The organism is Brevibacillus schisleri, from assembly GCF_055685845.1.
The window spans coordinates 5,228,956-5,255,139 of record NZ_JBVNDM010000001.1 but is presented as its reverse complement, the minus strand read 5'-3'; the positions used below and the strand labels follow the sequence as shown (position 1 = coordinate 5,255,139).

The 26,184-nt window shown below is 47.7% G+C and carries 26 protein-coding genes; 20 read left to right on the top strand and 6 right to left on the bottom strand.

The features are described 5' to 3' along the window. Nucleotides 1-278 precede the first annotated feature (278 nt). The 8 genes from ACUUHJ_RS24920 to ACUUHJ_RS24885 all read left to right on the top strand — a co-directional run bounded on the left by ACUUHJ_RS24920 (nt 279) and on the right by ACUUHJ_RS24885 (nt 7,672). Nucleotides 279-1,265, top strand: coding sequence for an ABC transporter ATP-binding protein (locus ACUUHJ_RS24920; RefSeq protein WP_289674266.1), 987 nt, complete (start codon nt 279-281; stop codon nt 1,263-1,265). Beyond that, on the top strand, nt 1,255-2,220 hold the full coding sequence (locus ACUUHJ_RS24915) for an ABC transporter ATP-binding protein (RefSeq protein WP_289674264.1): 966 nt from the start codon (nt 1,255-1,257) through the stop codon (nt 2,218-2,220). The genes ACUUHJ_RS24920 and ACUUHJ_RS24915 overlap by 11 nt, the downstream gene beginning before the upstream one ends. 334 nt (nt 2,221-2,554) lie before the next feature. Next, nucleotides 2,555-2,749, top strand: a complete 195-nt coding sequence (locus ACUUHJ_RS24910) for a YezD family protein (RefSeq protein WP_289674263.1) — start codon at nt 2,555-2,557, stop codon at nt 2,747-2,749. 36 nt (nt 2,750-2,785) lie between these two features. Beyond that, nucleotides 2,786-3,067, top strand: coding sequence for a DUF2325 domain-containing protein (locus ACUUHJ_RS24905; RefSeq protein ID WP_016740346.1), 282 nt, complete (start codon nt 2,786-2,788; stop codon nt 3,065-3,067). 223 nt (nt 3,068-3,290) lie between these two features. Further along, entirely contained in the window at nt 3,291-4,931 is a 1,641-nt protein-coding gene (locus tag ACUUHJ_RS24900) for a peptide ABC transporter substrate-binding protein (RefSeq protein WP_472300208.1), read from the top strand. A 74-nt stretch (nt 4,932-5,005) separates the two neighbouring features. Beyond that, nucleotides 5,006-5,908, top strand: coding sequence for a serine hydrolase (locus ACUUHJ_RS24895; protein ID WP_472300206.1), 903 nt, complete (start codon nt 5,006-5,008; stop codon nt 5,906-5,908). A 153-nt stretch (nt 5,909-6,061) separates the two neighbouring features. Beyond that, nucleotides 6,062-6,781, top strand: coding sequence for a 3'-5' exonuclease (locus ACUUHJ_RS24890; protein ID WP_289674260.1), 720 nt, complete (start codon nt 6,062-6,064; stop codon nt 6,779-6,781). A gap of 27 nt (nt 6,782-6,808) precedes the next feature. Further along, complete coding sequence (locus tag ACUUHJ_RS24885; RefSeq protein ID WP_472300205.1) at nt 6,809-7,672, top strand: GNAT family N-acetyltransferase; 864 nt, start codon at nt 6,809-6,811, stop codon at nt 7,670-7,672. 63 nt (nt 7,673-7,735) lie between these two features. Here ACUUHJ_RS24885 and ACUUHJ_RS24880 read toward each other — a convergent pair whose 3' ends face one another. Beyond that, nucleotides 7,736-8,704 carry an MraY family glycosyltransferase gene (locus tag ACUUHJ_RS24880; RefSeq protein WP_047074138.1) on the bottom strand — a complete coding sequence of 323 codons (969 nt, stop codon included), beginning with the start codon at nt 8,702-8,704 and terminating at the stop codon, nt 7,736-7,738. A gap of 186 nt (nt 8,705-8,890) precedes the next feature. On the opposite strand from ACUUHJ_RS24880, the gene ACUUHJ_RS24875 reads away from it, so the two are divergent. The 3 genes from ACUUHJ_RS24875 to ACUUHJ_RS24865 all read left to right on the top strand — a co-directional run bounded on the left by ACUUHJ_RS24875 (nt 8,891) and on the right by ACUUHJ_RS24865 (nt 11,578). Next, a complete protein-coding gene (locus ACUUHJ_RS24875) occupies nt 8,891-9,283 on the top strand; it encodes a hypothetical protein (RefSeq protein WP_289674257.1) in 393 nt (130 codons plus the stop codon). Between the two features lie 131 nt (nt 9,284-9,414). After that, complete coding sequence (locus tag ACUUHJ_RS24870) at nt 9,415-9,888, top strand: MgtC/SapB family protein (RefSeq protein ID WP_016740341.1); 474 nt, start codon at nt 9,415-9,417, stop codon at nt 9,886-9,888. A 577-nt stretch (nt 9,889-10,465) separates the two neighbouring features. After that, nucleotides 10,466-11,578 (top strand): aminopeptidase, encoded by a 1,113-nt coding sequence (locus ACUUHJ_RS24865; protein ID WP_472300203.1) that lies wholly within the window; start codon nt 10,466-10,468, stop codon nt 11,576-11,578. A 25-nt stretch (nt 11,579-11,603) separates the two neighbouring features. Here ACUUHJ_RS24865 and ACUUHJ_RS24860 read toward each other — a convergent pair whose 3' ends face one another. Together ACUUHJ_RS24860 and ACUUHJ_RS24855 are read right to left on the bottom strand one after the other, a co-directional pair. Further along, nucleotides 11,604-12,032, bottom strand: a complete 429-nt coding sequence (locus ACUUHJ_RS24860) for a DMT family transporter (RefSeq protein ID WP_289674255.1) — start codon at nt 12,030-12,032, stop codon at nt 11,604-11,606. A gap of 23 nt (nt 12,033-12,055) precedes the next feature. Then, a complete protein-coding gene (locus ACUUHJ_RS24855; protein WP_472300201.1) occupies nt 12,056-12,601 on the bottom strand; it encodes a Crp/Fnr family transcriptional regulator in 546 nt (181 codons plus the stop codon). Nucleotides 12,602-12,944: 343 nt separating this feature from the next. Between ACUUHJ_RS24855 and ACUUHJ_RS24850 the strand changes: the two genes are divergently transcribed. After that, nucleotides 12,945-13,829, top strand: a complete 885-nt coding sequence (locus tag ACUUHJ_RS24850; RefSeq protein WP_015892849.1) for an NAD(P)-dependent oxidoreductase — start codon at nt 12,945-12,947, stop codon at nt 13,827-13,829. A gap of 51 nt (nt 13,830-13,880) precedes the next feature. Here the strand turns inward: ACUUHJ_RS24850 and ACUUHJ_RS24845 are convergent, their stop codons facing one another. Continuing rightward, entirely contained in the window at nt 13,881-14,942 is a 1,062-nt protein-coding gene (locus ACUUHJ_RS24845; RefSeq protein WP_289674253.1) for an AI-2E family transporter, read from the bottom strand. Between the two features lie 203 nt (nt 14,943-15,145). On the opposite strand from ACUUHJ_RS24845, the gene ACUUHJ_RS24840 reads away from it, so the two are divergent. Further along, nucleotides 15,146-18,055: a WG repeat-containing protein gene (locus ACUUHJ_RS24840; protein WP_472300200.1), complete on the top strand. Its 2,910-nt coding sequence runs from the start codon at nt 15,146-15,148 to the stop codon at nt 18,053-18,055. Between the two features lie 51 nt (nt 18,056-18,106). Here ACUUHJ_RS24840 and ACUUHJ_RS24835 read toward each other — a convergent pair whose 3' ends face one another. Further along, nucleotides 18,107-18,328, bottom strand: coding sequence for a hypothetical protein (locus tag ACUUHJ_RS24835; protein ID WP_472300199.1), 222 nt, complete (start codon nt 18,326-18,328; stop codon nt 18,107-18,109). On the opposite strand from ACUUHJ_RS24835, the gene ACUUHJ_RS24830 reads away from it, so the two are divergent. Further along, nucleotides 18,327-18,824, top strand: coding sequence for a GNAT family N-acetyltransferase (locus tag ACUUHJ_RS24830; RefSeq protein ID WP_289674250.1), 498 nt, complete (start codon nt 18,327-18,329; stop codon nt 18,822-18,824). The two genes, ACUUHJ_RS24835 and ACUUHJ_RS24830, sit on opposite strands and share 2 nt — an antisense overlap. Nucleotides 18,825-18,912: 88 nt before the next feature. Here the strand turns inward: ACUUHJ_RS24830 and ACUUHJ_RS24825 are convergent, their stop codons facing one another. Continuing rightward, nucleotides 18,913-19,431 carry an acyl-CoA thioesterase gene (locus tag ACUUHJ_RS24825; RefSeq protein WP_289674249.1) on the bottom strand — a complete coding sequence of 173 codons (519 nt, stop codon included), beginning with the start codon at nt 19,429-19,431 and terminating at the stop codon, nt 18,913-18,915. A 167-nt stretch (nt 19,432-19,598) separates the two neighbouring features. Between ACUUHJ_RS24825 and ACUUHJ_RS24820 the strand changes: the two genes are divergently transcribed. The 6 genes from ACUUHJ_RS24820 to ACUUHJ_RS24795 all read left to right on the top strand — a co-directional run bounded on the left by ACUUHJ_RS24820 (nt 19,599) and on the right by ACUUHJ_RS24795 (nt 25,802). Next, complete coding sequence (locus ACUUHJ_RS24820) at nt 19,599-19,808, top strand: hypothetical protein (protein ID WP_472300198.1); 210 nt, start codon at nt 19,599-19,601, stop codon at nt 19,806-19,808. Nucleotides 19,809-20,188: 380 nt separating this feature from the next. Further along, nucleotides 20,189-21,133 (top strand): GNAT family N-acetyltransferase, encoded by a 945-nt coding sequence (locus ACUUHJ_RS24815; RefSeq protein WP_289674247.1) that lies wholly within the window; start codon nt 20,189-20,191, stop codon nt 21,131-21,133. Between the two features lie 232 nt (nt 21,134-21,365). Then, a complete protein-coding gene (gene spoIIP / locus ACUUHJ_RS24810) occupies nt 21,366-23,108 on the top strand; it encodes a stage II sporulation protein P (protein WP_472300196.1) in 1,743 nt (580 codons plus the stop codon). A gap of 145 nt (nt 23,109-23,253) precedes the next feature. Next, nucleotides 23,254-24,120, top strand: a complete 867-nt coding sequence (locus ACUUHJ_RS24805; protein WP_289674244.1) for a pentapeptide repeat-containing protein — start codon at nt 23,254-23,256, stop codon at nt 24,118-24,120. Nucleotides 24,121-24,493: 373 nt separating this feature from the next. Beyond that, nucleotides 24,494-25,078, top strand: coding sequence for a sigma-70 family RNA polymerase sigma factor (locus ACUUHJ_RS24800; RefSeq protein ID WP_472300195.1), 585 nt, complete (start codon nt 24,494-24,496; stop codon nt 25,076-25,078). Then, nucleotides 25,068-25,802 (top strand): hypothetical protein, encoded by a 735-nt coding sequence (locus ACUUHJ_RS24795; protein WP_472300194.1) that lies wholly within the window; start codon nt 25,068-25,070, stop codon nt 25,800-25,802. The genes ACUUHJ_RS24800 and ACUUHJ_RS24795 overlap by 11 nt, the downstream gene beginning before the upstream one ends. The last annotated feature ends 382 nt before the right edge of the window (nt 25,803-26,184 follow it).

Genomic DNA, 26,184 nt, shown 5'->3' with positions numbered 1-26,184 from the left:
GAACCTACTTTCAAGATAAAACTGAAGCAGCGCAGGGAGAAGTGATTTCCAGTCCAAGCGCCTCTGGAGCCCATCCCAGCTTCGGAAAAAATGGCGGGGAATTTCAGCTTCATTCATGGACTACTTCCTCGAAACCTCTACGTTTGAAGCGCTCCCGCCATTTTTTTCGAAGCGGACAGTGAATCCCCCTTGCGGGGCGTAGGCCGAAGCGTAGACTGGAAATCACTTCTCCCCTTCCACTACAGCTACTTTTATAAAAAAAGGCAGGTGAGCCAAGCATGAATGCTCTAGTCGAAATCCAAAATGTAAGCACCTACTTCAAGTCCGAACAAGGCGTGGTCAAAGCAGTCGATGCCCTCGATCTGCGCATCTATGAAGGAGAGACCGTATGCATCGTAGGCGAGTCAGGCTGCGGCAAAAGCGCGGCAGCCATGTCATTGATGGGACTAATCCCAGAGGCGGTAGGCAGTATCGTTTCGGGTGAGATATGGTTTGCAGGCCGTGACCTGCGAAAAGTCAGCAAAGAAGAAATGCGCAAGCTCCGCGGCAATGAGCTGGCCATGATTTTTCAGGAGCCGATGTCGTCACTCAATCCCGTACTGACGATTGGTGAGCAAATCATGGAGCCGATCATGGAGCATCAGGGCTTAAGCAAAAAAGCAGCCCAAGCGCGAGCCATTGAGCTGATCGAGCTAGTCGGAATCCCACGGGCAAAAGAAATCGCAAAATCTTTCCCCCATGAATTGAGCGGGGGCATGCTGCAACGTATTATGATTGCGATTGCAATATCCTGCAATCCGCGCCTATTGATCGCCGATGAGCCGACGACTGCTTTGGATGTGACCATTCAGGCACAAATTCTCGATCTGCTGCGCAAAATCAAGGAGGAAGCCCAAACTGCGATTCTTTTTATCACGCATGATCTGGGGGTTGTTGCGGAAATGGCTGATCAAGTGGTCGTGATGTACGCAGGGAAAGTGGTAGAGGTGTCTCCTGTCGTCGAGCTGTTTGAGGAGCCGAAGCATCCGTATACACAAGGCTTGCTCCGCTCCAAGCCTGTGTTGAATCAACGCAGAGCCAAGCTGTATTCCATTCCTGGTCAAGTACCGAATCCGACGACACTTGGTGAAGCCTGCTATTTTCTTGACCGATGCGATCAGTGCTTGGCCATTTGCCGGGTGAAGCAGCCGCCTTTGCGTGATGGGGGAGACGGCAGAAAGGTCGCGTGCTGGCTGTATGAGGAGGAGATCGCCCGTGGACAGTAATTTGTTGGAAGTGTGCCGATTGAAAAAATATTACCCGATTACCGGAGGGCTTTTAGGCAGGACGATTGGCCATGTGAAAGCGGTGGATGATGTCAGCTTTTCCATCCAAAAAGGAGAGACGTTCGGATTGGTCGGTGAATCCGGCAGCGGGAAAAGCACGACAGGTCGCACGATCTTGCGCCTTTTGGAAAAAACAGAGGGAGAAGTCCGTTTTCAGGGTATCGATGTGCACGCTTTGAATCGCCAAGAGCTCCGAGCATTGCGCCCACGGATGCAATATATTTTTCAAGACCCGTACAGCTCGCTGAATCCGCGCGTCCGAATCGGAGAAGCACTGGGGGAAGCGCTGCTTGATCACGGGCTGCTCCCACAAGCGGAGGTCAGAGAAAGAGTCTTAGAGGTCATGGATTTATGTGGATTGGCGTCCTATCATGTTGATCGGTATCCGCATGAGTTCTCGGGAGGTCAGCGTCAACGAATCGGTATCGCACGAGCCATTATGATGAATCCTGATTTTATCGTCGCGGATGAGCCAGTATCTGCTCTGGATGTGTCGATCCAAGCCCAAATCATCAATTTGTTTGCAGAGTTGCAGGAGCAAAGGAAGCTGACGTACTTATTTATTTCCCATGATTTGAGCGTCGTGGAACATCTTTGCACGAGGATCGGAGTCATGTATTTGGGATCATTGCTGGAGCTGGCACCGCGTGATGAGTTGTTTTTGGAGCCGCTCCATCCGTACACCAAAGCACTGCTCTCCTCTGTGCCGCTCCCGATCCCAAAGTACAAGCGCGAACGCATCGTCCTGCAGGGAGACATGCCAAGTCCGGCGAATCCTCCGGCAGGATGCAAATTCCACACGCGCTGCCCGTATGTGAAAGACATTTGCCGACAGGAATTGCCTGCTTTTCGTGAGGTTAGCACCGACCGATTTGTCGCCTGCCATTTGGTGTAACGAGAATGTACGGGGGAACGAGGAACTGCACGGGGCATTGACCGACAGCAGAATCGTATGGTAATATTTTTATACATAGTAAATGCATCGGTTTTTAAATAATTAGCTGATCGGTCGACCGAAAGCTCCCACGAGGACAAAGACAACCAAGCTGTCTAGTTGCGCAGGGAGCTTTTCGTCAATCGAAGGAAAATGAGGTGAGAAAAGCCTCTTGATGCCTAAACTGTTTGACATTGACAGCAGTCGGGATCAAGGGGTATTATCAGACCATAAAACATACTAAGTAGGTAGGAATAATGCGTATTGATTTTGACAAAAGAGGAAGGTGATCCCCGTGGCAAAGAATGAGATTTCCCTAGATGATCTCTTACTTGAGAAAATCGCACGCGCACTGGACGGTCTTGAATACGGCTCCATACATATTGTGGTTCACGATTCACAGGTTGTTCAGATTGAGCGAACGGAAAAATACAGACTCCCGGTGGAAAAGCCTGAGGCAAAGATTTCGCAAGTGCGGACCGAGAAATAGAAGAAAAAGCGTGGGAAAAAGAGAGGAGGAAGGACTATGGCAGGCGTTCTTGTGGTTGGAGGGGATCGGGTAGCAGAAATCGAGAGCTTGTTGCAGAACAAAGGGTTCCAGAATGTTTATCACGTATCAGGTCGCAAAAAATCCGATGTGAAGGCGACGATTCCTTCTGATACGGAGCTTGTTCTTGTCTTTATTAACTTCGTGAGTCACAGCTTGAGTAAAAATATAAAGAAGCTGGCGAAGCAAAAGCATGTCCCGATCGTTTTTTGCCGGCGGTCATGTGATGCCGTAGCCATTTATGAACCAGCGATAAGCTAGAGAGGACAGCCCCCATATGCGCGAATGAATAGAAGTATTCAACGATGAATACTTCTTTTTTGCGTGACAGAGACTATTGGTAGAAACTTGTCGGACCGACTCCGGTAAAAGTATTCAGCTGAGAATAAAACTAACAAAAGAACAGCCGAAAACACGAATGGCATAGAATTTGCAGAATATTTAATCAATAATTAGATATCCGACTCAAACAAGGGGGTACAGCATGAAAAGACCAGTTGTCATGACAATTCTCTTCGTTTTGCTTACGGGACTATTTGCAGGCTGTAGTAGCGGCAATACGCCGACTCAAACCACACCAGACAAGCAGCAGCAACCAATGCCAACACAGCAGGAAACTGTGCAGAGTGCGGTAGAGCAGACGTTGCACATGAATGCTGCCGAGCCTGAAACACTTGACTCAGGCATGTCCAACGATGTGATTTCTGGTGCCTTCATCCGTTCGTTATACGACGGGCTCGTTCGATTGGACAAGGATGGCAAGCCAGTCCATTCCGTTGCATCCGACATTCAAGTGTCGGCGGACAAAAAGGTGTACACCTTTACTTTACGCGACAGCAAATGGAGCAATGGTGACCCGGTTACGGCTCAAGACTTCGCCTTTGGCTGGATGCGCGTGCTCAATCCGAAGACAGCCAGCGGCTCCGCCTACAAGTACTATCCAATCAAAAATGCCCGCGCCTTTTACGAAGGAAAGGCGAAAGCAGAGGATGTCGGCATTAAGGTCGTCAATGACAAGACGCTGCAAGTCACCTTGGAAAACCCTACTCCTTACTTCCTGACACTTGCGACCTTCTACTATCCGGTCAATCAAAAGGTGGTAGAAGCCAATGCCGATTGGGCGAAAAAGCCCGAATCCATCGTGACCAATGGGCCGTTTAAGCTGGTGAATTGGCAGCATAAAAACAAGATTGAGCTGGCGAAAAACGAGCACTATTGGGACAAAAACGCCGTGAAGTTTAACGAAATCGAGTTTTCCATGATCGAAGATACGAATACCGAACTGGAGCTGTTCAATAGCGGCGAACTGGATTGGGCAGGGGGCCCGATTAGTGGACTACCTACGGATGCCATTGGACCGTTGCGTGACGAAGGCAAGCTGCAAACGATGAAACGTGCGACCAACTACTATCTCTTGTTCCAGACACAGAAGCCGCCATTTACGAATAGCAAAATCCGCAAAGCGTTTGCCTACGCGATTAACCGTAGTGACATTGCTGAAAACATTGGTCAGGCTGGACAGACTCCCTTGATGGGCTTCGTCCCACTTTCCGCTTCCCTGAAGCCAGAAGGATATTTCAAGGATAACGATGTGGAGACGGCGAAACAGTTATTGGCAGAAGGAATGAAGGAGATGGGTATCACCAAGATGCCCGAAATCACCTACCTTTACAATACCTCGGACCTCAACAAGAAGATTGCCGAAGCGTTGCAGGCGCAATGGAAGCAAGCTCTCGGTGTGGACGTCAAGCTGATTAACAAAGAATTGAAGGTCATGTTTGACGATCAGGAGCAAGGGAAGTACATGATTTCCCGAACAGGCTGGACGGGTGATTACAACGACTCCGTCAACTTCCTGGAGCTGATGATGGAGAAGTACAGCTCCAATAATTCTACCTTCTGGTTTAGTGAGAAGTACGTAGAACTGGTTAAAAAGGCATACGCCGAACCAGATGAGGCCAAACGCAATCAGTATCTGGTCGAAGCGGAGAGCATCCTGATGGAAGAAATGCCGGTCACAGGTGTGTACTCTAGCGTCAATTCCTGGGTACAAAATGAAAAAGTAAAAGGCATCACGGTCGACCCATTGGGCTACATCGACTTCAAGTGGGGATACAAAGAATAATAGCGCTGAAACGAAATGGTCGATACGAAAATCCATGTGTGGGCCATTTCGCGAGCGATGGGGGAGGAATTTTCATGACATGGCAGCAAGCAGTAGAAAACGTGCTAAAGGAAGCACCCGGTATTTTTGGAATCGCAGCTATGCATTTGGAAACGGGAGAGACAGCAGGACATCTAGATGAAGAGTTGTTTCAACTGGCGAGTGCATTCAAAATTCCCATCATGGTCACCTTAATGCGCGAGGTGGAAGCAGGACGAATCCGTCTCGACCAGCGTGTGACACTAAAATGGGAGGATCGAGTGCCGGGGTCAGGCATTTTGCAAGAGCTGGATGCCGGAGCCTCCTTAACGGTCAAAGACTTGGCGACACTGATGACGATTGTCAGCGATAACTATGCGACGGACCAAATCCTCGAGCTGATTGGTGGCATCGACAAGGTGAATGAGCACATGCATGAGCTGGGTCTTTCGCAGATTCATTTGCGGCATAACTGCTGGGAGCTCCTCAACCACTGTGTAGGTATGAATGAGCCTGCACCTTCGCAGGCGGGGTTCGATGAGTTCATGCGACGGGAAGAGTCAGGCAATTACGAATTGCTCCACGATGTATCGATGCCTACCCGTGACAATAACGTAGCGACACCAGCCGAGCTGAACCGCCTGCTCATCATGATTGCTCGAAAAGAAATTCTCACGGAAGCCTCCTGCGAGCTGATGCTGGACATCATGCGACGTCAGCATTACAACAGCCGTCTTCCGTACTTGTTGCCAGAAGGAACAAAGGTCGCGCATAAGACAGGGACCGTCAATGCAGTCGTCAATGATGCTGGTATCATTTATTTGCCCGAAGAAAAAGGGATGATTGTAATCACGGCATTATCACGCGGTGTGACTGACACAGAAGCCGCAGAACTTACCATCGCCCGTGTTGCAAAAGCCATTTATGAGCAAGCGATAAGTGTACGCACAGCAGATTGAGTTACCATCAAGCGAAATAGATAAACAAGGATAGGAATCCGATGGGTTCTTATCCTTTTTCGTTTCAATCAGGGAGCCGCTTTTGTCTTTGTTTTGCTTTCTGTACCCGATCCAAGCCATAATAGAGACAATACATACAGGATGTGATTACGCTTGCAGATCATTGTTTTTGACCTTGAAACGACACTGACTTATCAGAGAGACAAGATTCCGGAAATTATTGAGATCGGAGCGGCAAAAGTCGTACCCGGAAAAAATGGCGTGGAGGTCGACACATTTCAGCGCTATACCTTTCCAGCCATCGAGCGCCGAATCTCAGAGAGAACCCGTAAGTTCATCGGTCTCGATAAAGAGAACATGCCAACCTTTATCCCGTTTCGCCGGGCATTCGCAGAATTTATGAAGTGGATTGGCAACGATTCTGAATACTACCTGTGCACGTGGGGGCAAGACGACAAGCGGCTGATGATTGAGCATTGTGCGCGGTTCGGTTTGGACTTCAACTGGATGCGCAATTACAATGACATCCAGCCACCAATTAGCCTGCTTTTGGCTGATCGCAAACAGATGAGTCTAAAAGAAGCGATCGACACGGCAGGAATCATCCAGGAAGGCAGGCTGCACTCGGCTTTGGTCGATGCTATCCACACAGCTCATTTGCTGATCAAATATAACAAGACCGTACACTTGAAAGAAAACACGCCAGAAGAGAACTACAATTTGTCGAGCTCGTTGTACATTACGTGCAGGTCATGCAAAAAAAGCAAATACTACACGGCTTTCGGGAGAAAAAGCAGAAGGTGCGAAGCCTGCCTGCAACATCGCAAGAAGTTGGAAAAAGCCGCAGAAGCAGCAACTGTCCAACCGAGCTAGCGGGAGAGAGAGCGGAGGAGTGCGTAGATGATACGACAAGCACAATCCAATGACAAAGAGACAATCGTGACGATGATTGGCGAGGGCATGCTTTGGAGGACCGAAGAGATTGTTGATATCGTGGAAAAAGCTACGGTTTTCATCTGGGAGGAAAACGATCAAATCATCGGCTGTGCTACATATGATTTGAACTCCTCTGGAGAAGACGGAACAGCAGAAATATACGTCTATACACGACCAGACCATCGAAAGCGAGGAATCGGCTCCCGGCTGTTCGATCAGCTATGGCTGGTACTGCAACAGCACGAGGAGAAGCCGAGGGCAGTCATGGCTACCTATCGGGCAGACCACGGGCAAGGTGCTGATTTTTTTGCCAAGAGAGGCTTTGCTTCTATCTGGGGACATCATCTGATGAAATACACAGGAGAGATCGGGCCTGCGCCGGCACTGGACGTACGGAAATTCACCGAGTCTGATATAGATATGTACATTCAATCGCAGAGTGACGCTTACTATGAGGTGCGCAAAGGCATCGATCTTCAGCCATACCGTTTGGCGGATTATCCTGAGAAAACGATGAACGCATGGAAAAGCTGGCTGCTGGGTGAGATGAGCGAGGACATTTATTTGTTCGAGCATGAGGGAGTATTCGTAGGCTCCCTGATCATCACAGGACATGGCGAAGTCTACGATGTATTCGTAGATCCCGTGCATCAAGGCAAAGGCTACGGCAAAGAGCTTGTCCGCTTTTTTGTGAACCAGACGCTGGAAAGGGGCTTGCAGCCGTATCTCGTCACAGGTACTCACAACGAACCCGCGATTGCATTGTACGAGCGGACAGGCTTCCAGACGTTTCAGACGACCACGACAGCGAAGAGAGACTTCGCATGATCATCATAAAAAATGCCGCAGGGATTAGACCCAAGCGGCATTTTTCGTTGTGACCGACAATAACTATACTCCGAGCAGGAGCAGGATAATAGACGTCAGACTAAAGCAAACACTGATCAAGCACAGGAAGGTGACGACTTGTTTTGGATTGAGTCCAGAACGCAGCAGACGATAATGAACCTGACTGGCATCTGCTTGGTAGATCGGCTTTCCTTGCAGGAAGCGCTTGGTCACCACAAACAGATTATCAAAAATCGGCACACCGAGTGCTAAAATCGGAATGAACAAGGAGAGAACAGTTGCCTGCTTAAAAGCACCATCCAACGCGATGACCGCCAAGATAAAGCCGAGGAAGGTCGCGCCTGCATCTCCCATGAAAATTTTGGCCGGCGGTTTGTTGTACCGCAGATAAGCCAAGGCAACACCGATCAGACTGATCGCCATAATCGCAGAGGTGCTTTGTCCTTTTACCAAAGCGACCACGAAGAGCGTGCCGGCGGAGATCGCGGAAAGCCCTCCAGCCAAACCGTCCATGCCATCCGAAAAATTGATGACCGTCGTTACTCCGAAAATCCACAGGATGGTCAGGATGAACTGCAACCATTGCGGGAGCAGTATGTATTCGCCACTCAATGGATTGTAAAAGCCGGAAAAAGTAATACCCGACAAGTAGACAATCACGGCGGCAGATACTTGGACGATCAGCTTGGGCAGGGCGGAAAAATCCTTGCCTTGCGTTTTGTACCAGTCATCAATGGTACCAATAATCAACAGCAGTAGTGAACCTGACAGTACAGCGATCGTTTGCCCGGTCGATTCTTTCGAGAAGAGCAAAAACGATGCAGCAAAGCCGACAAAAATAGCGTAGCTAGCTGTCAATGGGATAGGCTCCCGGTGAATTTTTCTTTCCACGTCTTTACGTGGCTTGTCCACAAAATCAAGGCGAAATGCCAATTTAGCCAGAGGCGGAATCAGCACCATAACGATACAAAACGACAGTAAAAACGAAAGAGCGTACGTTATCGTGACCATCTCCTACAGGTAGTGAGCTTTCTATATGCAAAGATACTCGCATACCGTGTTGTTTGACAAGTCTATTATAGGAAGGATTCCAAATTTTGTCGACTCTTGCAATCACGTGAGGGTGAGGTACCAAAAAAAGTTGGTACTTATCTCCAACAGAACGGATCCCTATAATCCTTCGTAGGAGGGATCCAGATGGAATACATGGCATTATGGTTTATTTTGGGGATCATTTTTTCCATAACACTCGCCGCGAAACAGATCAAGCCTTGGCTGAAATTCGTTATATTCGGTTACTATCTCGTGCTATCTTACCTATTTATCTCTCGTAAAGAAGAGATATATAGTGAATATCATCGGGTGCCCGTGCCAGAGAAGTTCTGGGAAACCAACTCGGATTGGGTGGGACTCATGCTCGGCTTTTATTTTGTCCCATTTCTTCTCATCCTGCTGTTCATCTACTTTTGGCTGTTTCGAAATGTAAACGGTGTGAAGAAACGGTTTCTCATTTCTCTTACCATTGTACCCGCAGCGATTATCTATCTATGCTTGCTGTTTGTTTTCAGTATGTACGGATATCGACCTTAAAAAACTAGAGTGCAGCTACAAGCGGACGGTTAACAGGCGTCCGTTTTTCTGTTTAAAAAAGTTTCCGATGCTAGGTCTATTTTTCGGATCTGCACATATCATGTCTCTATCGCAATAAGAAGGTGACGAGGATGGAGACTCTTCAATGGTTGTATGTGCAGTATGACTTGGAAATGTATGTGCGGGTAGTGGTGAGCGCGATTCTCGGTTTGTTCATCGGGTGGGATCGCTCGCACAGAAACAAGCCTGCCGGGCTGAAAACGTACATGTACGTGTCTGTAGCCTGCACGCTCATCACACTCGTTTCTATTTACAGCACAAAGCTGTACAGTGCGCCTGGCAACGGAACGATGATGGACCCGATGCGCTTGGCTGCGCAGATTGTCACAGGTCTTGGCTTTTTGGGAGCAGGCGTCATCTTGAAGGACGGCTTGAAAGTAAAAGGACTGACCTCCGCAGCCATGATCTTTTTCGCTGGAGGGATTGGCATAGGGATCGGTGCTGGATTTTACGGCATTGTGATATTCTCGGTCATTATTTCCTTTGTACTTGCGAGGATCAGTCAGCGTGTGGAGGATGTCCAGCACAAGCGGTTAGGAAAGTGAATCATGGAGAAGCGGTGCAGGGCAAGTTCCTTAGCATCGCTTTTTTTATGAAAAGGGGCTGTAGTGGGGGAAGAAGCGAATTTCCAGTCTACGCTTCGGCCTCCGCCCCGCAAGAAGTATGACTGTCCGCTTCGGAATAAATGGCGGGAGCGCTTCAAACGTAGAATTTTCGAGGAAGAATTTCATAAGTGAAGCTTAAATTCCCCGCCATTTATTCCGAAGCTAGGTTGGGCTCCAGAGGCGCTTGGACTGGAAATTCGCTTCTTCTACGCAGTTTCTCGTTATTGTTTGAAGCAAACCTTAGAAGGTGAATGCCGTACAGTGATCTCAAGAACTTCTTTGTACAAACTTGCAAGACGCTTAAAAAGCACGAAATCATCCACAGCTGTCCGGAAGCACTGTCACATGTTTGGAAGGAGACCGCCCGAACGAAGAGAGGATATAGGCGACTGGAAAACATGTGGCAGGGCTTCTTCCGACCACAACAGTGTAGGTTAAGATTTTTCCGATGATATTCTTCTGACAAACGCACGCTATGCTGGAAGGGTAATGATAATCCGGAAAGGACGCGTGTCATATGAGAGATGAAAGACTAGGCAAAATAGCCGACAACTTAATTTCGTACAGCCTGGATGTGCAAGCTAAGCAGCATATTATGATCATGGTCGTGGATGAAGGAGAAGCGCTGGCAATGGAGTTGGTGAAGCGCCTGTATGCGAAGGGAGCGTATCCTCACCTGCGTTTTGTACGGCCAAGGGTCCAGCGGGAATGGTTGAAAGGGCTAACCGAAGAGCAGCTTGCCCAGACCGTTCAGTTGGAAAAGGACCTGTGGTTTGGCATACAAGGCTATATCGGCATTCATGGCGAGACAAATGACAGTGAGATGAAGGATGTTCCGCAGGAGAAATACCGTCTGTACGCAGAAGCATATGATTCCATTTTCCATCATGTCGACAATCAAATTACAGGACTACGCATTAACTACCCGACCTCGGCCCTTGCTCAAAAGGCCAACATGACGACAGATGCATTTGAAGATTTTTATTTCAACGTATGTTCACTCGATTATCGGAAAATGGCCGAAGCGTGCCAGCCGTTGTACGACCTCATGGACAAAACGGACAAGGTGCGCATCGTCGGACCAGGGACAGACCTGACGTTTTCGATCAAAGGGATTGGGACGCGGACAGCGGTAGGCAAACGAAACATTCCCGATGGCGAAGTATATACCTCTCCCGTGCGCGATTCGATTCATGGGACGATCAGCTACAATACGCCCAGCAACTTCAAAGGAACAACGTTTGAAAACGTCCGGTTTACTTTTCGGGAGGGAAAAATTGTCGAGGCGTACGGTAACCATACAGACAAGCTCATCGAGATATTGGACACGGACGAGGGGGCACGCTACATTGGTGAATTTGCCATTGCGTTTAACCCGTACATTTTGCACCCGATGGGGGATACTTTGTTTGATGAAAAAATCGCTGGCAGCTTCCATCTCACACCGGGTCGTGCCTATGATCAGGCCGATAACGGCAACCGCAGCGCGATTCATTGGGACCTGATCTGCATTCAGCGTCCGGAATACGGTGGCGGCGAAATCTGGTTTGACGATGTACTCATTCGAAAAGACGGAAGGTTTGTACATGAGGCGTTGCTGGGGCTGAATCCGGAGCAATTGATCCTGTAGGGGAGGGCGATAATGCCCTCCTCCTTTATTTAAGTTTGAAAACGACTACGCCTGCGATCATGATGCCGATTCCGATGATCTTGTTCAAGGTGATCGGAACCTTTTGCACACCGAACAGGCCGAGAGAATCAATGAGCAGAGCGACGAGCAATTGTGAAATGAGCAGAATCGATACGGCATAAGCAGGCCCGATGGACGCAATGCCTTTCATCACACTAAAAACGATCACTGCCCCGAAAACGCCCCCAAGCAAATACACCTTGTTCACTTCCCCGATGCTTTTCCAATCGCCATCACGAACGTAAAGAAAGATCGAGAACGATACAAGAAAGCCTACCGCATGAACAATTGCATTGGTTTGCCACAATCCGAGCTTTGTACTGGCTTGCGCATTGAACACGCTTTGCAGACAAATAAAAACGCCAGCGAGTAACGAAAAGAGAATGCCTTGCACAATAAGACCTCCTATGTGGTTGATCACTCATAGATGTTTCTGCTTGCAAGCTCACTGATTTTTTCTCGATCTTTGATAATTAGTGCGCTTTTTTTGCGTTCGATCACGGATGCTGCGCAAAGATTGCGGATGACCCGGTTCAAATGCCGATAGCTCGTACCCAACAGCTCGGCAACCTCTGTTAGCTTCGCCGTCTTTAGCTCCTCGGAAGCCGTCGACCCTGTATCGCTGGACAATGTGGAGAGCAAATAGCTGGCAAAGCGATTTTCAACGGGATACAGCAGATTCAAGCTGGTGGAGTTCGATGATGTATACAGCTTGTGACTGATTTTATGAAGAATGAATTGCAAAAAAGGCGGGTGGTTCTGGTACTTTTCCTGCAAAACGTGAAAGGGGAGACTAACCACGAGACTTCGATGGACAAACTCAACCGTATTGCGAACCTCGCATTGTGTGACATACTCGACGTCTCCGATAATCGCGAGTGGATTGTTAAAGCGCAGCAACAACGATTTTCCATTAGGGAGCGTCGTGAAAATTTTGATTTTTCCCTTCAGAATGAAGTACATATGGTGAAGCTGATCGCCCTTCGAACAGAGGATATCACCCTTCTCAGCCTGATACAGGCGCATTTCTGGAGAGTAGCGGCATCAAAAATAGCGGGCAAGGGACTATTTTGCACCAGCGTATGCAAAAGGGTGCGGTCGTGAAGTTCTTTCATGTATCAAGCCTCCTGCTCGTTTGCTTGCAGGTTATATCCTCTTTAGTAAAAGGCATTTGCGCGAGAAAAAAAAGGACATATGTCCCTTTTTCCATGGAAACACAGAAGACCCGTAGCAGGAATATTCGGATAGATTCGAGAAGTACAATTGTCGAGAGAATAGGAAAGAGAGAAACGAAGGAGTGGTTCACATGGCTTTACCTGTAAGTGAAAGAATCATTGGATTTGTAGGAACGGGTGTCATGGGGAAAAGCATGGCAAACCATTTTCTGCAAGCAGGATATACAGTGCTGGTGTACACGCGGACAAAGGAAAAAGCGGCAGATTTGCTGGCAGCTGGCGCGATTTGGAAGGAACATGTCAGTGAGCTGGCAAAAGAGGCAAACGTCATCATCACTATGGTGGGTTACCCATCTGATGTCGAGGAAGTGTATCTCGGCGCAGATGGAATTGTGGCAAATGCGAAGCCGGGCACTTATTTGATCGATATGACGACATCAAAGCCGTCGCTAGCGAAACATATTTATGAGGAAGCCAAAAAGCACGAGCTGCATTCCCTGGATGCGCCTGTCTCCGGTGGAGATGTGGGGGCACGTGAAGCGCGACTGACCATCATGGTTGGTGGCGATCAGGAAGTATTTGATGCGATGGAGCCTGTGTTTACGATCATGGGGACAAACGTCGTGTTGCAGGGTGGACCAGGTGCAGGTCAGCATACGAAAATGTGCAACCAGATTTGCATTGCGACGAATATGATCGGTGTGTGTGAAGCGATTGCGTATGCGAAAAAAGCAGGTTTGGACCCAGAGAAAGTGCTGACGAGCATTGGAGCGGGTGCGGCAGGCAGCTGGTCGCTGTCGAATCTGGCGCCGCGCATGATCGCAGGCAACTTTGCCCCTGGCTTCTACGTCAAACATTTTATCAAGGACATGGGGATCGCCTTGGAAGCAGCAGAGGAAATGGGGCTGATGACACCAGGACTCGCACTCTCCAAATCGCTTTATGAAGAACTGGCAGCAAACGGCGAGGCAGATAGCGGCACGCAAGCTTTGATCAAATGGTTTGAAGGCAAGTAAAGGCAAAAAGGAGCCCTTTTCACGAGGGGCTCCTTCTCTATGTCCATCATGTTACGTGTTGACTTGTACATCTCGTACATCCTTTGGAACGGATTTATTTTTGGTAGGGGGTTGTTCCATTTTCTTCACTTCCAAGATGTCCAGCAAGAAAACAAAGGACGGAATTCCAACAATCAATCCCCATACTCCAAAGAAATGCTCGGAAAAGATCAGAACGATAAACGTGTAGAAAATCGGCAAGTGAGTCTTCGTTGCCATTAAGCGAGGATTCAACACATATGCTTCCAGCGCGTGAATCACCATGATGAAAATGAGCAAATAGACGACGGTTGCGATACCACCGACACTGAAGGCGATGGCACTGAGCGGAATCAATGAAATGGCGACACCTGCAACCGGAATGAGTCCCAGTATGAATACCATGATCGCGAGTCCCAATAGATTCGGAAAGCCCATGATCCATAGACCGATGACGGTGAAGGTCGTATTGAATAAGGCGATCAACAGCTGTGTTTCGATTACTTTGCCAAAGGTCAGGATGAATTTTTGACTGAAGTAGGCAATCTCGTTGTATAACCAGGATAACTTGCTCGTACGAAATTGAGCAGTAAACGAAACGACATTGTCTTTGCCCAGAAGGAAAAACAGGCTCAAAATAATCGCCAGAAAGACATTGAACCCAACGTTTCTGACCACTGCGAGAAAATCAAGGCTGCCTTGAACGATGCCCTTCATATCTAGCTTCCCAACAACAGACATAAGATAGGGGGCAAACTCATTGTTCTGATTTTGGTGGTACACTTCCTCGATGGAATGGAACAATTGTCCGGTTTGATGAATCAGAGCCGGAATAGCTTTCATCCCACCCACTACGAGAAAGAATGTCAGCAACATATAGAGAAAAATGAGAATCAGCTTGGGATGGATCGGCACGACTTTGTGTGTGACACGCGTGAGGTATTGATGTAGCCGATTCATTAAATAGGTAACTAAAAAGGTAAGCAAAACCATGTTCAGCATACTTCCCAAGGAGTAAAGCAATAAACAAAACAACGCCAAAATCCCAAATCGTCTTACATCCGGCTTTTGCAAGGCGGCAGCAAAGAAATTCATGGGAACATCCTTTCCAAGTGCTCTTTTTAGCACTCCCATCCGTATACGATGATTATACTGCGTCGGTGTGAACAATTATAGCACGCTTAAAAGCGAGTGGAGGGAAAGAAAAGGTTCCAGTTGTTTGAAAAAGTGCAACGAAACTATTTCGCCCTACGTAGCGTCAAAGGAAGGGGAGTTTTTCCAAGGGAGGCTAATCACCAATGAACATAAAAACAAAAACCGCGAGTCTGGTTACCGCGGTCATACTCGGGGCAAGTGCGTGGACTTCTTCTGTCCATGCGGCTACGTTTTCCCGGATTCAGCCGTATACAACAGACTACAAGATCGGTTTTACGGACGGTAACAAGCTGGTCACACAGGCCATTTATGATGATTTTGAGCGATCTTCCAAAAACATGATCGTAACAAAGGGCGGTAAAAAAGGAATTCTCGACGCGCGGACAGGGAAAGAAATAACTCCCGCGATTTGGGATTATATCGACATTCCGGAGTCCAAAAATATCGCGATTGTTCAAAAAGGCGGCTGGTTCCAATATATCGATTTGAAGACGAACAAGCTGTCGACCATGAAGTTTACTGGGGCGCATCCGTATTATTTATCCAATGAGCAGGGGACAGCGATTATGTTCTTGGGAAAATCATCGATGGTGATCCATGTAGATGGAAAGGTGCTGATTCCGCCAGTTGCAGGCAAGCTATCGATGGTACAGCTCGTTGCTCCTGATCAGACGGAAAATAAAGAGGCAGAGAAAAAGCGTTATTTCGTCGCGACTACTCCCAAAGAGCTCATCATGTACGATCCCGCTTCCGGCAAAAAGCTGTTTGCGCTGCCAAAAGCAGAACTGATTCCAAACGAAGGCGGTCCTGACACTGCATATCTCAAGGTGCGATCCGGTGGAAAAGAAGGCTTGATTGATCGCAATGGCAAGTACGTACTTGAGCCCAAATACACCTCGATTTATATTTGGAATAATGGATACTTTCAGGTGATTGGGCCCAAAGGACAAGGGCTGTGGAAGGACGGACGAATGCTGGCAGAGCCCATATATAAAGAAGTGGCGATCGAGCAAAATACGGATGTGTACTACACGGTTTCTGGAGATATCATTACTTATCATTCTAGATCCAAAGGTACGTCACATCCATTGAAAAAAGGTGCCCAGTTTTTGCATGGCAGCTATGTGTTGGGACAGGACCCTAAGACGAATCTGTACGGAGTCGTCCAGGTTGGAGGAGGAACGGTCATACCGTTCACTTATTCTTCGGTAGAAGGTCCGCCAGCGGCGCGCTTGCTCGTCCGCAGCGATGGGAAAAAAGCGATCCTCCCAGGCTGGGGAAAAGAAGTCAAGGAGCCAGATTTTTGGTTCGACTCGTATGTGACGTTGGGCAGCTATAGCATGCTTAGCATTAAGGACGGAAACAAAATCGGACTTTATTCTGAAGAAGAAGGCTTGGTCCTGTCTCCTATTGAGAATCGAATCATTCGCCACGAGGCAGTAACGGGGGAGGTGCTGGTGACAGAGCCGGATGGAAGGGTGCTGCGATACAGCATCAGTGGGAAACAAATAGAAGCTGTCAATCCCAATCCGTTGTCCGATGATTTGACGAAAAGGTATGAGCCGGGAAAAGGCGAGATGATTGTGGACCGCAAGACGAACCAACCAATCAGTAAGCTCTACCAATATGTCTATATGGATTCCGATACCAATCTCATCGTTGGAATGGATCACGATTGGGCGGACCTTTATACCCCTGATGGCAAGCTGTTGACTACGGAGATCAAAGTTGCGGTGTGGAAGTCAGGCAACGACGGACCGCCTCTTACCTTGATCAAAGTTGCTGATTCCGTATACACGATGGGTGTGAGAGCGGGGAATGTCGGAATGGCGACGATCAAGGTCGAGGACGGGCAACTCCAGGCCGTGAGCGATTTTGTGTATCGTGATGCAAATGAAATGATAGTACAAAATCAAAAGATCGTGATGACAGCACGGTTGGACGGCACGCAGGACGTATGGGCGCAAGAAGGGAACCAGCTCGCGAACAAGCTCACTAGCGTGAAAGGTTTTCACACGGAATCTTATTTTGATCGGGTATTGATTCAGTCAACTACAGGATGGGATGTCTATTCACCACAGTTGCTCCGCTTAAGCACGGGCGATTATCAGTCCATGAAGTATATGCACGTATATGATCTCAAGACGGGTGCCATTGCCTACCAGGACAAGAAGACGGGATTGTACGGCCTTATGTCGCTGGAAGGAAAGGTGCTGACAGCGGCCAAATATGAGGTGATTTTGCCAGCAAGCAAAGTATTCCCACAAGTGTGGAGCAAGGCAGACGTTCAGACGCCTTATGTATTCACAACCAAAGACCAGTTCGGTTATCTCGATCAAGGTGGGCAAGAGCTGTTTGTGACAAGATTCCTGACGAAAAAACCTGTGGTCTCCTATAGTCCGATCACGTTCCAATCGTTTACGGCCTACTCGGATACAATGCGAGCACGCCCGCTTGAGCTGATCGATTTCGGCAAACCGTATAGTTGGCCAGCTGGTGGCAACAGCGAGAGCCATTTTTTTGCCAATCTGGCGCTTTATTTGAATCTGCCGAAGGATGCAGGCAAGCGGGCCGTACTTTCAGAACTGGTGTCCAAGGGTATCATCAAAGCCGATGAGAACCGCTCTGTTATGAGCGACGAAGATATGTTCCGAGTGGCTTATTTCATGGCGACAGGCAAAACAAGTCAAGCGATGACGGCGCCACAGGTGATGGAGTGGGCACAGAAGCGGGGAATTGTGCCGGTACGAGAGGGAATGAGCTACTACATGACCATGAATTTGTACGCGGAGTATCAGCACATTTTGATGACAGAGCTCATGCGTTCCCTGAAAGGAAAAAAAGTGCTCAAGCCAAAGGTGTTAACGACGACTTCACTCAGTGACGCACAACAGCAAATGCTCACAACAGCACTGATCGTGAATGGAAAGCCAGCCAATCAACTGCGAGTGCCGCTCCCACAAGCCGAGTGGCAAAAAGCCATTCAAGGCTTGGTCAACCAGTACAACAAGCAAGCGGCTCAATTGTTGGCGGCCTATGAAGCGAAGCTGTGAGCAGATAAACATACAGGCGCGGGTGTTCATCCTGCGCCTTTTTACGTGCTATTAAAAAAACGGCCAATATTTTACAATTAACCAATAGAAGGCAGCGTGAACGCAAGCCGAGACGGCCAAGGTCACAATGAACGAAACAAACGAAATCTGATCGAGCTTGTAAGCGACGAAGAAAAATATCGTAAAGGCAATAAAGGCGATAAACGTGCCTTCTTCCAAATAAGCAACTGCCAAATTCATTCCACCTCGATTCAAGAAAGGATACGTACTCATGATGATTACTGTCGAAAAATTAAGCATACAAGATGCAGCCAGCTTGTTTCAATTTGAAGTGCGCAATCGCGCCTTTTTCGAAAAATCGGTTCCCAGTCGGGGAGACGCTTACTACCAATATGACCATTTTTTACGGGGTCTGCAAGCCTTGCTCAACGAGCAGGAGCAAGGTATCTCGTTTTTTGGCCTCATCAAAAACAGCCAGGGTGACATCTTGGGCAGAATGAATTTGGTAGACATCGAGAAAGACGAAGGAATCGGACATCTCGGCTATCGAGTCGGGGAAGATACCGCTGGAAAAGGAGTGGCTTCACAGGCACTGAAGCTCTTTTTGGAGGGGCATGCTCCCCACTTGAATGTCAGAATGATCTGTGCGAAAACCACACCGGATAACATCTCCTCGCAAAAAGTGTTGTTGAAAAATGGATTCGAGCCCTATGACATGGAGTCGGAAACACCGGATGACTTTCTCCACTATCGCTTGTGCGTTGTCTAAAATGCTGCTGGCTGAAGGTAGGAAGCTACAGCCAAAAGTCCCCTGCCTGTAAAAGGTAAGGGGACTTTTGGCGTTACGGGGTGTTCAATCATGGCTCCCACGGACGTCTCGTTCCGAGCATATCCGCGAGATGCTTGTTATTCTTGCGTCTGATTTTTCGTGCCGCAGCACGCTCGTCAGCACCATTGTGCAGGAATACTTCCTCTTCCGTCTCCGGCACGATCTTGGGCACAGGGGTAGGACGCCCATCCTCGCCAATCGCTACAAACGTGAGAAATGATGTGGCACAGACGCATCGAACGCCCGTTAGCAAATCCTCCGCAACAATTTTGACGAATACCTCCATCGACGTGTTATGCGTCCATGTGACGAAGGCTTCGAGTGCAACCTCATTGTCCACCCGGATTGGCTGCAAAAAGTCGACGGAATCTGTGGATGCGGTCACAACCGGCCCCCGGGCATGCTTCATCGCAGAGATCGATGCAACATCATCGATATGAGCCATCAGCTTGCCGCCGAACAGCGTGTTGTGATTGTTCGTATCCGGGGGCAGCACATGGCTTGCCTTGAACGTGCGCGACTCCCGAACAAAACGTTGAATCGTCATAAAGGTAGCTCCCTTCTTTCTTGCAATCAGATTATGAATGATGAAAATCTTCTCTTCTTTTCATTGTTCCACAAAAAAATGGATCTATTCTTCTTCAGTGGAGTAAGGCAGTGAATTTTATCAAAGGCTATGGACGGGATAAGGTATGCAAGAGGAGGTTTTCCGGTTTGGGGGACTATGTGCAGTATTTCAATAATCTTGTCGCTTCGATCAATGATATTCCGAACAAGCTGATGAGCGTTGTATCTGTGATTCATGCACCTATTCAGCATTTAACGAACACATTGATTGTCACAAACATCCTGTTGGGTCTACTTGTACTGAACTCCATTGCGAATGTGTATATGCTTTGGCGAAACGGCAAAAAGAGATACTGATGCTGTTGCCACGAAGGTCATTTGCCGCTATACTTGTGGAGTAGTTTCTGGATAATAATGTAACGGTTGTTGCTACGACCGTCTCTATATCGAAATGGTATGCACGTAAAAACAGCGGAAAGGAGGGTATCCACATGAAAAAAAGATCATTACTGTCTTTGCCAAAAGGAATTGGATACTCCACCGCTGTTTTCTTTGATCTGGCTCAATCACGGGAGAAGTATGTCCAAAAACGGATATAGCGACCATCCTTTGATGTAGTGGGATTCATCAGGATACAGTGGAAAAACGCCACAGGTCGCATTCCTGTGGTTTTCTTTTTAGGGCACCGCAGGATTTCCTGTGGTGTTTTTTCATTTCGAAAAAGGGAGATGGATTGTATGCAAAGAAACGGAGAGAGCATTTACGTAAGACTGGTACAAGAATCGGATGCACAGAGCCTCTTGGCACTTGAATTGAGAAACAGAGACTTCTTTCAAAACTTCACAGGGAAGAGAGAAGAGGCGTTTTACACGCTGGAAGGACAAATCGACAGGATCAAGAGCGCGATGGCATTAAAAGAAGAAGACAGAGGATATGCTTTTGTCATCGCAAAAAAAGGACAGGATGAAATCATTGGGGAAGTCATCCTTTCAGAGGTCGTAAGAGTTAATCTGCAAAGCTGCTGGATCGGCTACTTCCTGGACAAAGAGCATAATGGAAAAGGCTACATGACGGAAGCCGTAAAGCTCGTCGTTGACTATGCCTTCGATACATTAGGTCTTCACCGTTTGGAAGCAGGAGTGATGCCGCATAATATAGGCTCAATCAAGGTGCTGCTAAAAGCTGGTTTCCACAAGGAAGGGATTGCCAAGAAGAACGTGAAAATTAATGGACGGTGGGAAGATCATCAAACACTAGCAATCGTCAAAGAAGAACAAACCGACCAGGTGAAGCCCAAGGTTCAGCGCAAAAATCCTGGTACAGTGGCTCCACCTATGGGACCCTATACACATCTGACGGTCGTTCCAAAAGGAGCCGATTTGCTCATACTTTCTGGGCAAGTAGGAATGGACCTTCACGGAGAGTTGCCGACAAACATGAAAGAACAAGTAGAAAACACGCTACAGAACATACTGCGCAATTTTGAAAGTGAGTCCGTTACTGCGGACCATATCATCAAAATCAATATATGGGCAACCGAGCAAATGGATTGGAAGCATTTTAATCAAGTGTGGGAGAAGTTCCACGGAGGAACACCGCCAGCGATGACTATGTCTTACATCCCGTCATTGGCAGTCCCTTCGCTCAAAGTGGAGATAGAAGCTTGGGCAGCGAAATGGTAGAAAGGAAATAGAGGAGAAAGAAAAGGGTGAGGCTTTTTGCTTCATCCTTTTTTCTGTAACTTTTTTCTAGCAAATACGTCACTATTTTCAGGAGATAGAAAGATCGTGACGTTATTGCTGTTTTGAGAGCAAAAGATGTCAAAACATGAAGGAATATGTGGACGAATCGAGAAGTTCTTTCTATTAGCGGATTTTCCAAAAAATAAGAGAAAAACAGAGGGGAACGAGGAACTTGCTTTTACGAGTAAATGTCAGCTTGCTAGCTGTTTTCTTCCTGATTTTGCTGATGCCTCTGTCCATTGCGCGAGCGGCCACCCATGTAGAAGTGGCGGTCGATCAGTTAAATATTCGAAGTGAGCCAGGTACGACTACCCAGATCGTTGCAACACTCAAAAAAGCGACGCGGTTGCCAATCACCAAACAGCAAAAAGATTGGACCCAGGTAAAGCTGCCGAACGGCAATACCGGATGGATCAATAATAAGTATGTGAAAATGATAGAAGTTCCACAGATCAAATATGTCAAAAGCAATGTGGACATGCTGAATGTTCGGGCAGAACCAAATGCAACTGCACAAATTTTGCAGATCATCGACAAAAACGGTGTGTTTTTGCAAATGAGAAAGCAAGGGGAATGGGCACAAATTAAGCTGTCGGATCAAAAGAACGGCTGGGTGAAAGCTAGTTTCTTGACGGAGACAACAGCACCACCACCACCAAAACCACCCCAGGTACCAGCACAAATCCCAGACCCGACAACAATTCCGGCACCATCGCCTCCCCCTCCTGTACTCCCATCCAATACAGGGAGTGGAATTGGGCAAGGGACAATCGTATTAACCGAAGGCTATGAAGTTTATGCACAGCCAGATATTCTTGGTACCGTCATTGGTGAAATCCATGGCGGGATGACAATCAATCATTACGGATATGCAAATGGCTGGTACACCATCAACTTTAACGGGACCTATGCCTATATCTTCAAACCAATGGAACAGACTGGGGTCGTTCAGCCACCGTCGAGTCCAACACCGGGGGCACCAGCGACTTTGCCAACAACACCGCCTCCCTCTGTACAAGAACTACAGATTCGCGTCAAAAATCCTGATTCCAACATCCGCAACGGTCCCACAACCGAGCATGCCATTATCGGAACTGTTCAACCCGGACAAGTATTCCCGGTGGTGCAAACCGTAGGAGACTGGTACCTCATCAGGCTGGCAGACAATTCGACCGCCTACATCGCGGGGTGGATCGTAGATAAGATTCAACCAGCGGGTACTCTGCCACCGACAGGAGCAACGTACGAGTACAACAGTGGGATGATTGGAAACGAGAAAGTGTATATCTATCACACCCATAATCGTGAGTCATGGCGAAATGTTGCACGGAACCAACAAGGGAGCTCGGTAGATGATCCCGAGATTAACATCACGCTTGTTGGAAAAAGGCTGGGCGAGCTGTTGCAAGCAAGAGGTATTTCGGCAATGGCGAGCCAGGACGATTTCGCTCAGAGATTGAGGGAACAAAATAAAAGCTACTCGATGTCTTATACCGAGTCGTACAAGGCGGTAGCGGCAGCGGCTGCAACCAGTCCACACTTGCAGTACATATTCGATATTCATCGGGACAGTGATGAGCCACGCAGCAAGGTAGCGATCACGATCAATGGCAAAACCTATTCCCGGATGCTGTTTGTAATCGGAACAGCGAACCCGAACCATCAGGCGAACAAAAAGCTGGCAGAAGAGCTGAACGCCCGTCTGGAGGCCTCTTATCCCGGTTTGTCGCGGGGGATTATCCTGAAAGGTTCAAATCAAGGGAACGGTGTGTACAATCAGTCCATTTCCGAGGGAGCCCTGCTTTTGGAATTCGGTGGTACAAACAACACCTTGGAAGAAGGCTATAATACAGCAGAAGCCTTTGCCGAAGTCTTTGGGAATTACCTGATCGAATCTCAAATCGCATTCAAATAAACGGTATTGAGCGTTTATTTGAAGACCGCAAGCGGTCACATTCTGTTTTATGAAAAACATCGAGATGTTTTTCACAAGTTCAAGTAGCACGATTCTTTTCGCCAAACGCGAGAGAATCGTGTTTTTTTCCAGGAGGATCATTACTATGGCTACACATCAAGAACACATCCATTCGACTAACAATAACAGTCGCGGTCATCTTCAAGGTGACTGTGAAAGCTGCTTTGGCTTGTGCTGTGTGGCATTGCCTTTTGCTGCTTCCTCTGACTTTGCCAACAATAAAGACGCAGGCAAGCCCTGTAGTAACTTACAGGCAGACTTCCGGTGTGGTGTTCACACAAAGCTGAGAGACATCGGCTTTCGCGGTTGTACGGTCTACGATTGTTTTGGAGCGGGTCAAAAGGTGTCTCAAGTCACTTATGGGGGCCAAGATTGGCGTAAAGAACCCGGATTAGCGAAGCAAATGTACGAAGTATTTCCGATCGTGTGGCAGCTTCATGAGCTGCTCTGGTATATGACGGAGGCGATGACCAAGAAAGCTGCCCAGTCCCTCCATCCAGCGTTGCAGGAAGCTTTGGAGGAGACACAGCGCCTGACAGATCAAAGTCCCGAGGCCATCCTGAAGCTGGACGTCGCTCTTCATCGAGCAAAAGTTAATGAACTATTGCTGCGGACAAGTGAACTGGTACGCAAGGACGCTGTTGCCAAGTACAAAGGGGGCAAGCAAGGAAAGTCTTACGGTCGAGGCGCTGACCTCATCGGTGCCAAGCTCAAAGGCGCTGATTTACGAGGAGCCCAATTGCGCGGTGCTTATTTGATTGCTGCTGATCTGAGAGGAGCAGATTTGCGGGGAGCTGACCTCATTGGTGCTGATTTTCGCGATACAGACGTGAGCGGAGCGAACTTGACGGAGACGTTGTTTCTCACGCAGGTTCAGCTCAACGCGGCGAAGGGCGATGCAAGCACCAAGCTGCCACCATCGTTCACGCGTCCACCGCACTGGGCTAAATAATCAACCAAAAGCAGGATGTCATTCGTTTCGTTGACAGCCTGCTTTTTTTCCGTCATTTGTTTACCTCCAAGATCAGATGCATTTTACGAGTGTGGATTTGAATGCAGGCCGATTATTTCTATTGTTTCGACTACCGCTACTCTTTTCGGGCCCGACTTTCTCCCGCCTTCATTTTCCGAGTAAAATCGATACTTCACCCGAAAATCAGCGGGGTGTCTCCTTACTTCTTCATAGGGTATCCACACGTTAATTCCTCCGATCTTTGAAAAACGTTGTTAATACATTTCTACTTTTGCCGTATTAACTATCGTGAGGCTCACAACCAAACAAATTGCGCAATTTGTTTATTCCATCCAGAAGGGAGGGGAAGTAGTTGGAGATTGCCCCAGTGAACACAGGCATCTGCCAAACAGAAGAACACGAAAAGCAAGCAGAAGGCATGTCGACCGAAACTTTTGCCCACATTTATGGGGCGTACTATAAGCGCGTTTACAAATATATTTGCTATCGTATCAATAATCACTACACAGCGGAAGAAATATGCAGTCATGTGTTTGAAATGGTGATTTCAAAATATAGTAGCTTCTCACCGGATAAATCAAACTTTGAGGTCTGGTTGTTTGCGATCGCTAGAAACGCAGTGACAGATTACTTCCGCTCACAGAAAAAAAGAATGAGCTTTTCATTGGATTCGATTCTGAATCTGGTCTTGCCGAAGTCGTCACCGGAGGACATCGTGATCCGCGATGACAATCATCAAGCCTTATTTCAAGCGCTGGCGAAGCTGAGTGACAAGGAACGCAATATTATCGCCATGAAATATGCGGCTGGTCTTAAAAACGCAGAAATCGCAGAACTGCTTGGTGTGAGTGGTTCAAATATTGGCGTCGTGCTCTACAGATGCTTGAAAAAGCTGCAAATGGAATTGCAAAAAGGGGGCTTCCGTTATGAAGAGTAAGCATAATCTCGACGATTTTCGTGAACTCACCGACTTGCTTACTGATCTGGAATTAGATGACGCCACTCCAAAAGTCAACATATACAATCGGTTAAAATTCAAATTGGAATCAGGAAACATACAACTACATGAAAAGGACGGGATTTATATGAAAATGAATAAATGGAAAGCCGCCACAGTTAGTGCTGTTGCTGTTGTTTGCCTTTTAGGTGCATTCTCGACTACGTCGTTGGCCCAAGGAATGCTCCAGACGATCTTGGCACGCTTTCAGGTCGGGAACATGGAAATTACCCAATACGATAAAGAGCTGCCTTCTACACAGTCCAATACCCAAGGAAGCAATACACCTATAGAACTAAAGGAACACCCACAGATGACATTGGAAGAAGCACGCGCAGCTAGCAAAATGGACTTTCCCGCACCGACATGGATGCCAGAGCATTATTCCTATTACAACACCCTCATTCAAGCCGAGGGTATGGTAGAAGTTCAGTATGAAAAAGAGGGAGAGTTTATTTCCTTCTTGATTTCAAAGGGTGGCGAAAACGGCATCAGCACGACAGAGGGTGTCAAGATCGAAACCATTGGCGGGAAAAAGGTATATTTCGCTAACGGAATCGTGATTTGGGAGCATGAAGGATTTACGGTTGAGTTGTACCATCAGAAGGACCTTGATACTGCGACTCTTGGCAACATCATCAAATCCTTCACTGTCAAAAAATAAGCAGTTGTTACTTAACCACGTACCGAGGCACGCCGACTTCGATTGCTTTTCGAGGTCGGTGATCGTCTGGGTATTCCACTCAAGATGGGCCTAGTACAGGGCCCATTTTTCTATGTGCCGTCACAGAGTGTTAAAAATCATGTAACGAATCGGACACCCTCTAGGGTCAAAAGTCCTGCTACAATGACACATGACCGGAGATATACTGGCTAAATCAAAAAACTCTCTCACGAAGATGAATGCGAAAAGGGGGTTACAGGAGAGAGAATCAGTTGTGATTTTTTTCACATATATTTGTGATATTTTTCACAAAGTTGTCATGTATGCCGGTTTCCCCACAGATATAATTCTGGTACACAAAGGCCAAAACGCGAATAGAAAG

What these genes read in the sequence shown, in the direction of transcription:
- ACUUHJ_RS24825 (WP_289674249.1), bottom strand. Translation starts at nt 19,431, where the DNA reads ATGACGATTCAACGTTTTGTTCGGGAGTCGCGCACGTTCAAGGCAAGC.
- ACUUHJ_RS24880 (WP_047074138.1), bottom strand. Translation starts at nt 8,704, where the DNA reads ATGGTCACGATAACGTACGCTCTTTCGTTTTTACTGTCGTTTTGTATC.
- ACUUHJ_RS24840 (WP_472300200.1), top strand. Translation starts at nt 15,146, where the DNA reads ATGAACATAAAAACAAAAACCGCGAGTCTGGTTACCGCGGTCATACTC.
- ACUUHJ_RS24870 (WP_016740341.1), top strand. Translation starts at nt 9,415, where the DNA reads ATGGAGACTCTTCAATGGTTGTATGTGCAGTATGACTTGGAAATGTAT.
- ACUUHJ_RS24835 (WP_472300199.1), bottom strand. Translation starts at nt 18,328, where the DNA reads ATGAGTACGTATCCTTTCTTGAATCGAGGTGGAATGAATTTGGCAGTT.
- ACUUHJ_RS24900 (WP_472300208.1), top strand. Translation starts at nt 3,291, where the DNA reads ATGAAAAGACCAGTTGTCATGACAATTCTCTTCGTTTTGCTTACGGGA.
- ACUUHJ_RS24920 (WP_289674266.1), top strand. Translation starts at nt 279, where the DNA reads ATGAATGCTCTAGTCGAAATCCAAAATGTAAGCACCTACTTCAAGTCC.
- ACUUHJ_RS24815 (WP_289674247.1), top strand. Translation starts at nt 20,189, where the DNA reads ATGCAAAGAAACGGAGAGAGCATTTACGTAAGACTGGTACAAGAATCG.
- ACUUHJ_RS24850 (WP_015892849.1), top strand. Translation starts at nt 12,945, where the DNA reads ATGGCTTTACCTGTAAGTGAAAGAATCATTGGATTTGTAGGAACGGGT.
- ACUUHJ_RS24805 (WP_289674244.1), top strand. Translation starts at nt 23,254, where the DNA reads ATGGCTACACATCAAGAACACATCCATTCGACTAACAATAACAGTCGC.
- ACUUHJ_RS24865 (WP_472300203.1), top strand. Translation starts at nt 10,466, where the DNA reads ATGAGAGATGAAAGACTAGGCAAAATAGCCGACAACTTAATTTCGTAC.
- ACUUHJ_RS24885 (WP_472300205.1), top strand. Translation starts at nt 6,809, where the DNA reads ATGATACGACAAGCACAATCCAATGACAAAGAGACAATCGTGACGATG.
- ACUUHJ_RS24855 (WP_472300201.1), bottom strand. Translation starts at nt 12,601, where the DNA reads ATGTACTTCATTCTGAAGGGAAAAATCAAAATTTTCACGACGCTCCCT.
- ACUUHJ_RS24830 (WP_289674250.1), top strand. Translation starts at nt 18,327, where the DNA reads ATGATGATTACTGTCGAAAAATTAAGCATACAAGATGCAGCCAGCTTG.
- ACUUHJ_RS24845 (WP_289674253.1), bottom strand. Translation starts at nt 14,942, where the DNA reads ATGAATTTCTTTGCTGCCGCCTTGCAAAAGCCGGATGTAAGACGATTT.
- ACUUHJ_RS24875 (WP_289674257.1), top strand. Translation starts at nt 8,891, where the DNA reads ATGGAATACATGGCATTATGGTTTATTTTGGGGATCATTTTTTCCATA.
- ACUUHJ_RS24795 (WP_472300194.1), top strand. Translation starts at nt 25,068, where the DNA reads ATGAAGAGTAAGCATAATCTCGACGATTTTCGTGAACTCACCGACTTG.
- ACUUHJ_RS24905 (WP_016740346.1), top strand. Translation starts at nt 2,786, where the DNA reads ATGGCAGGCGTTCTTGTGGTTGGAGGGGATCGGGTAGCAGAAATCGAG.
- ACUUHJ_RS24895 (WP_472300206.1), top strand. Translation starts at nt 5,006, where the DNA reads ATGACATGGCAGCAAGCAGTAGAAAACGTGCTAAAGGAAGCACCCGGT.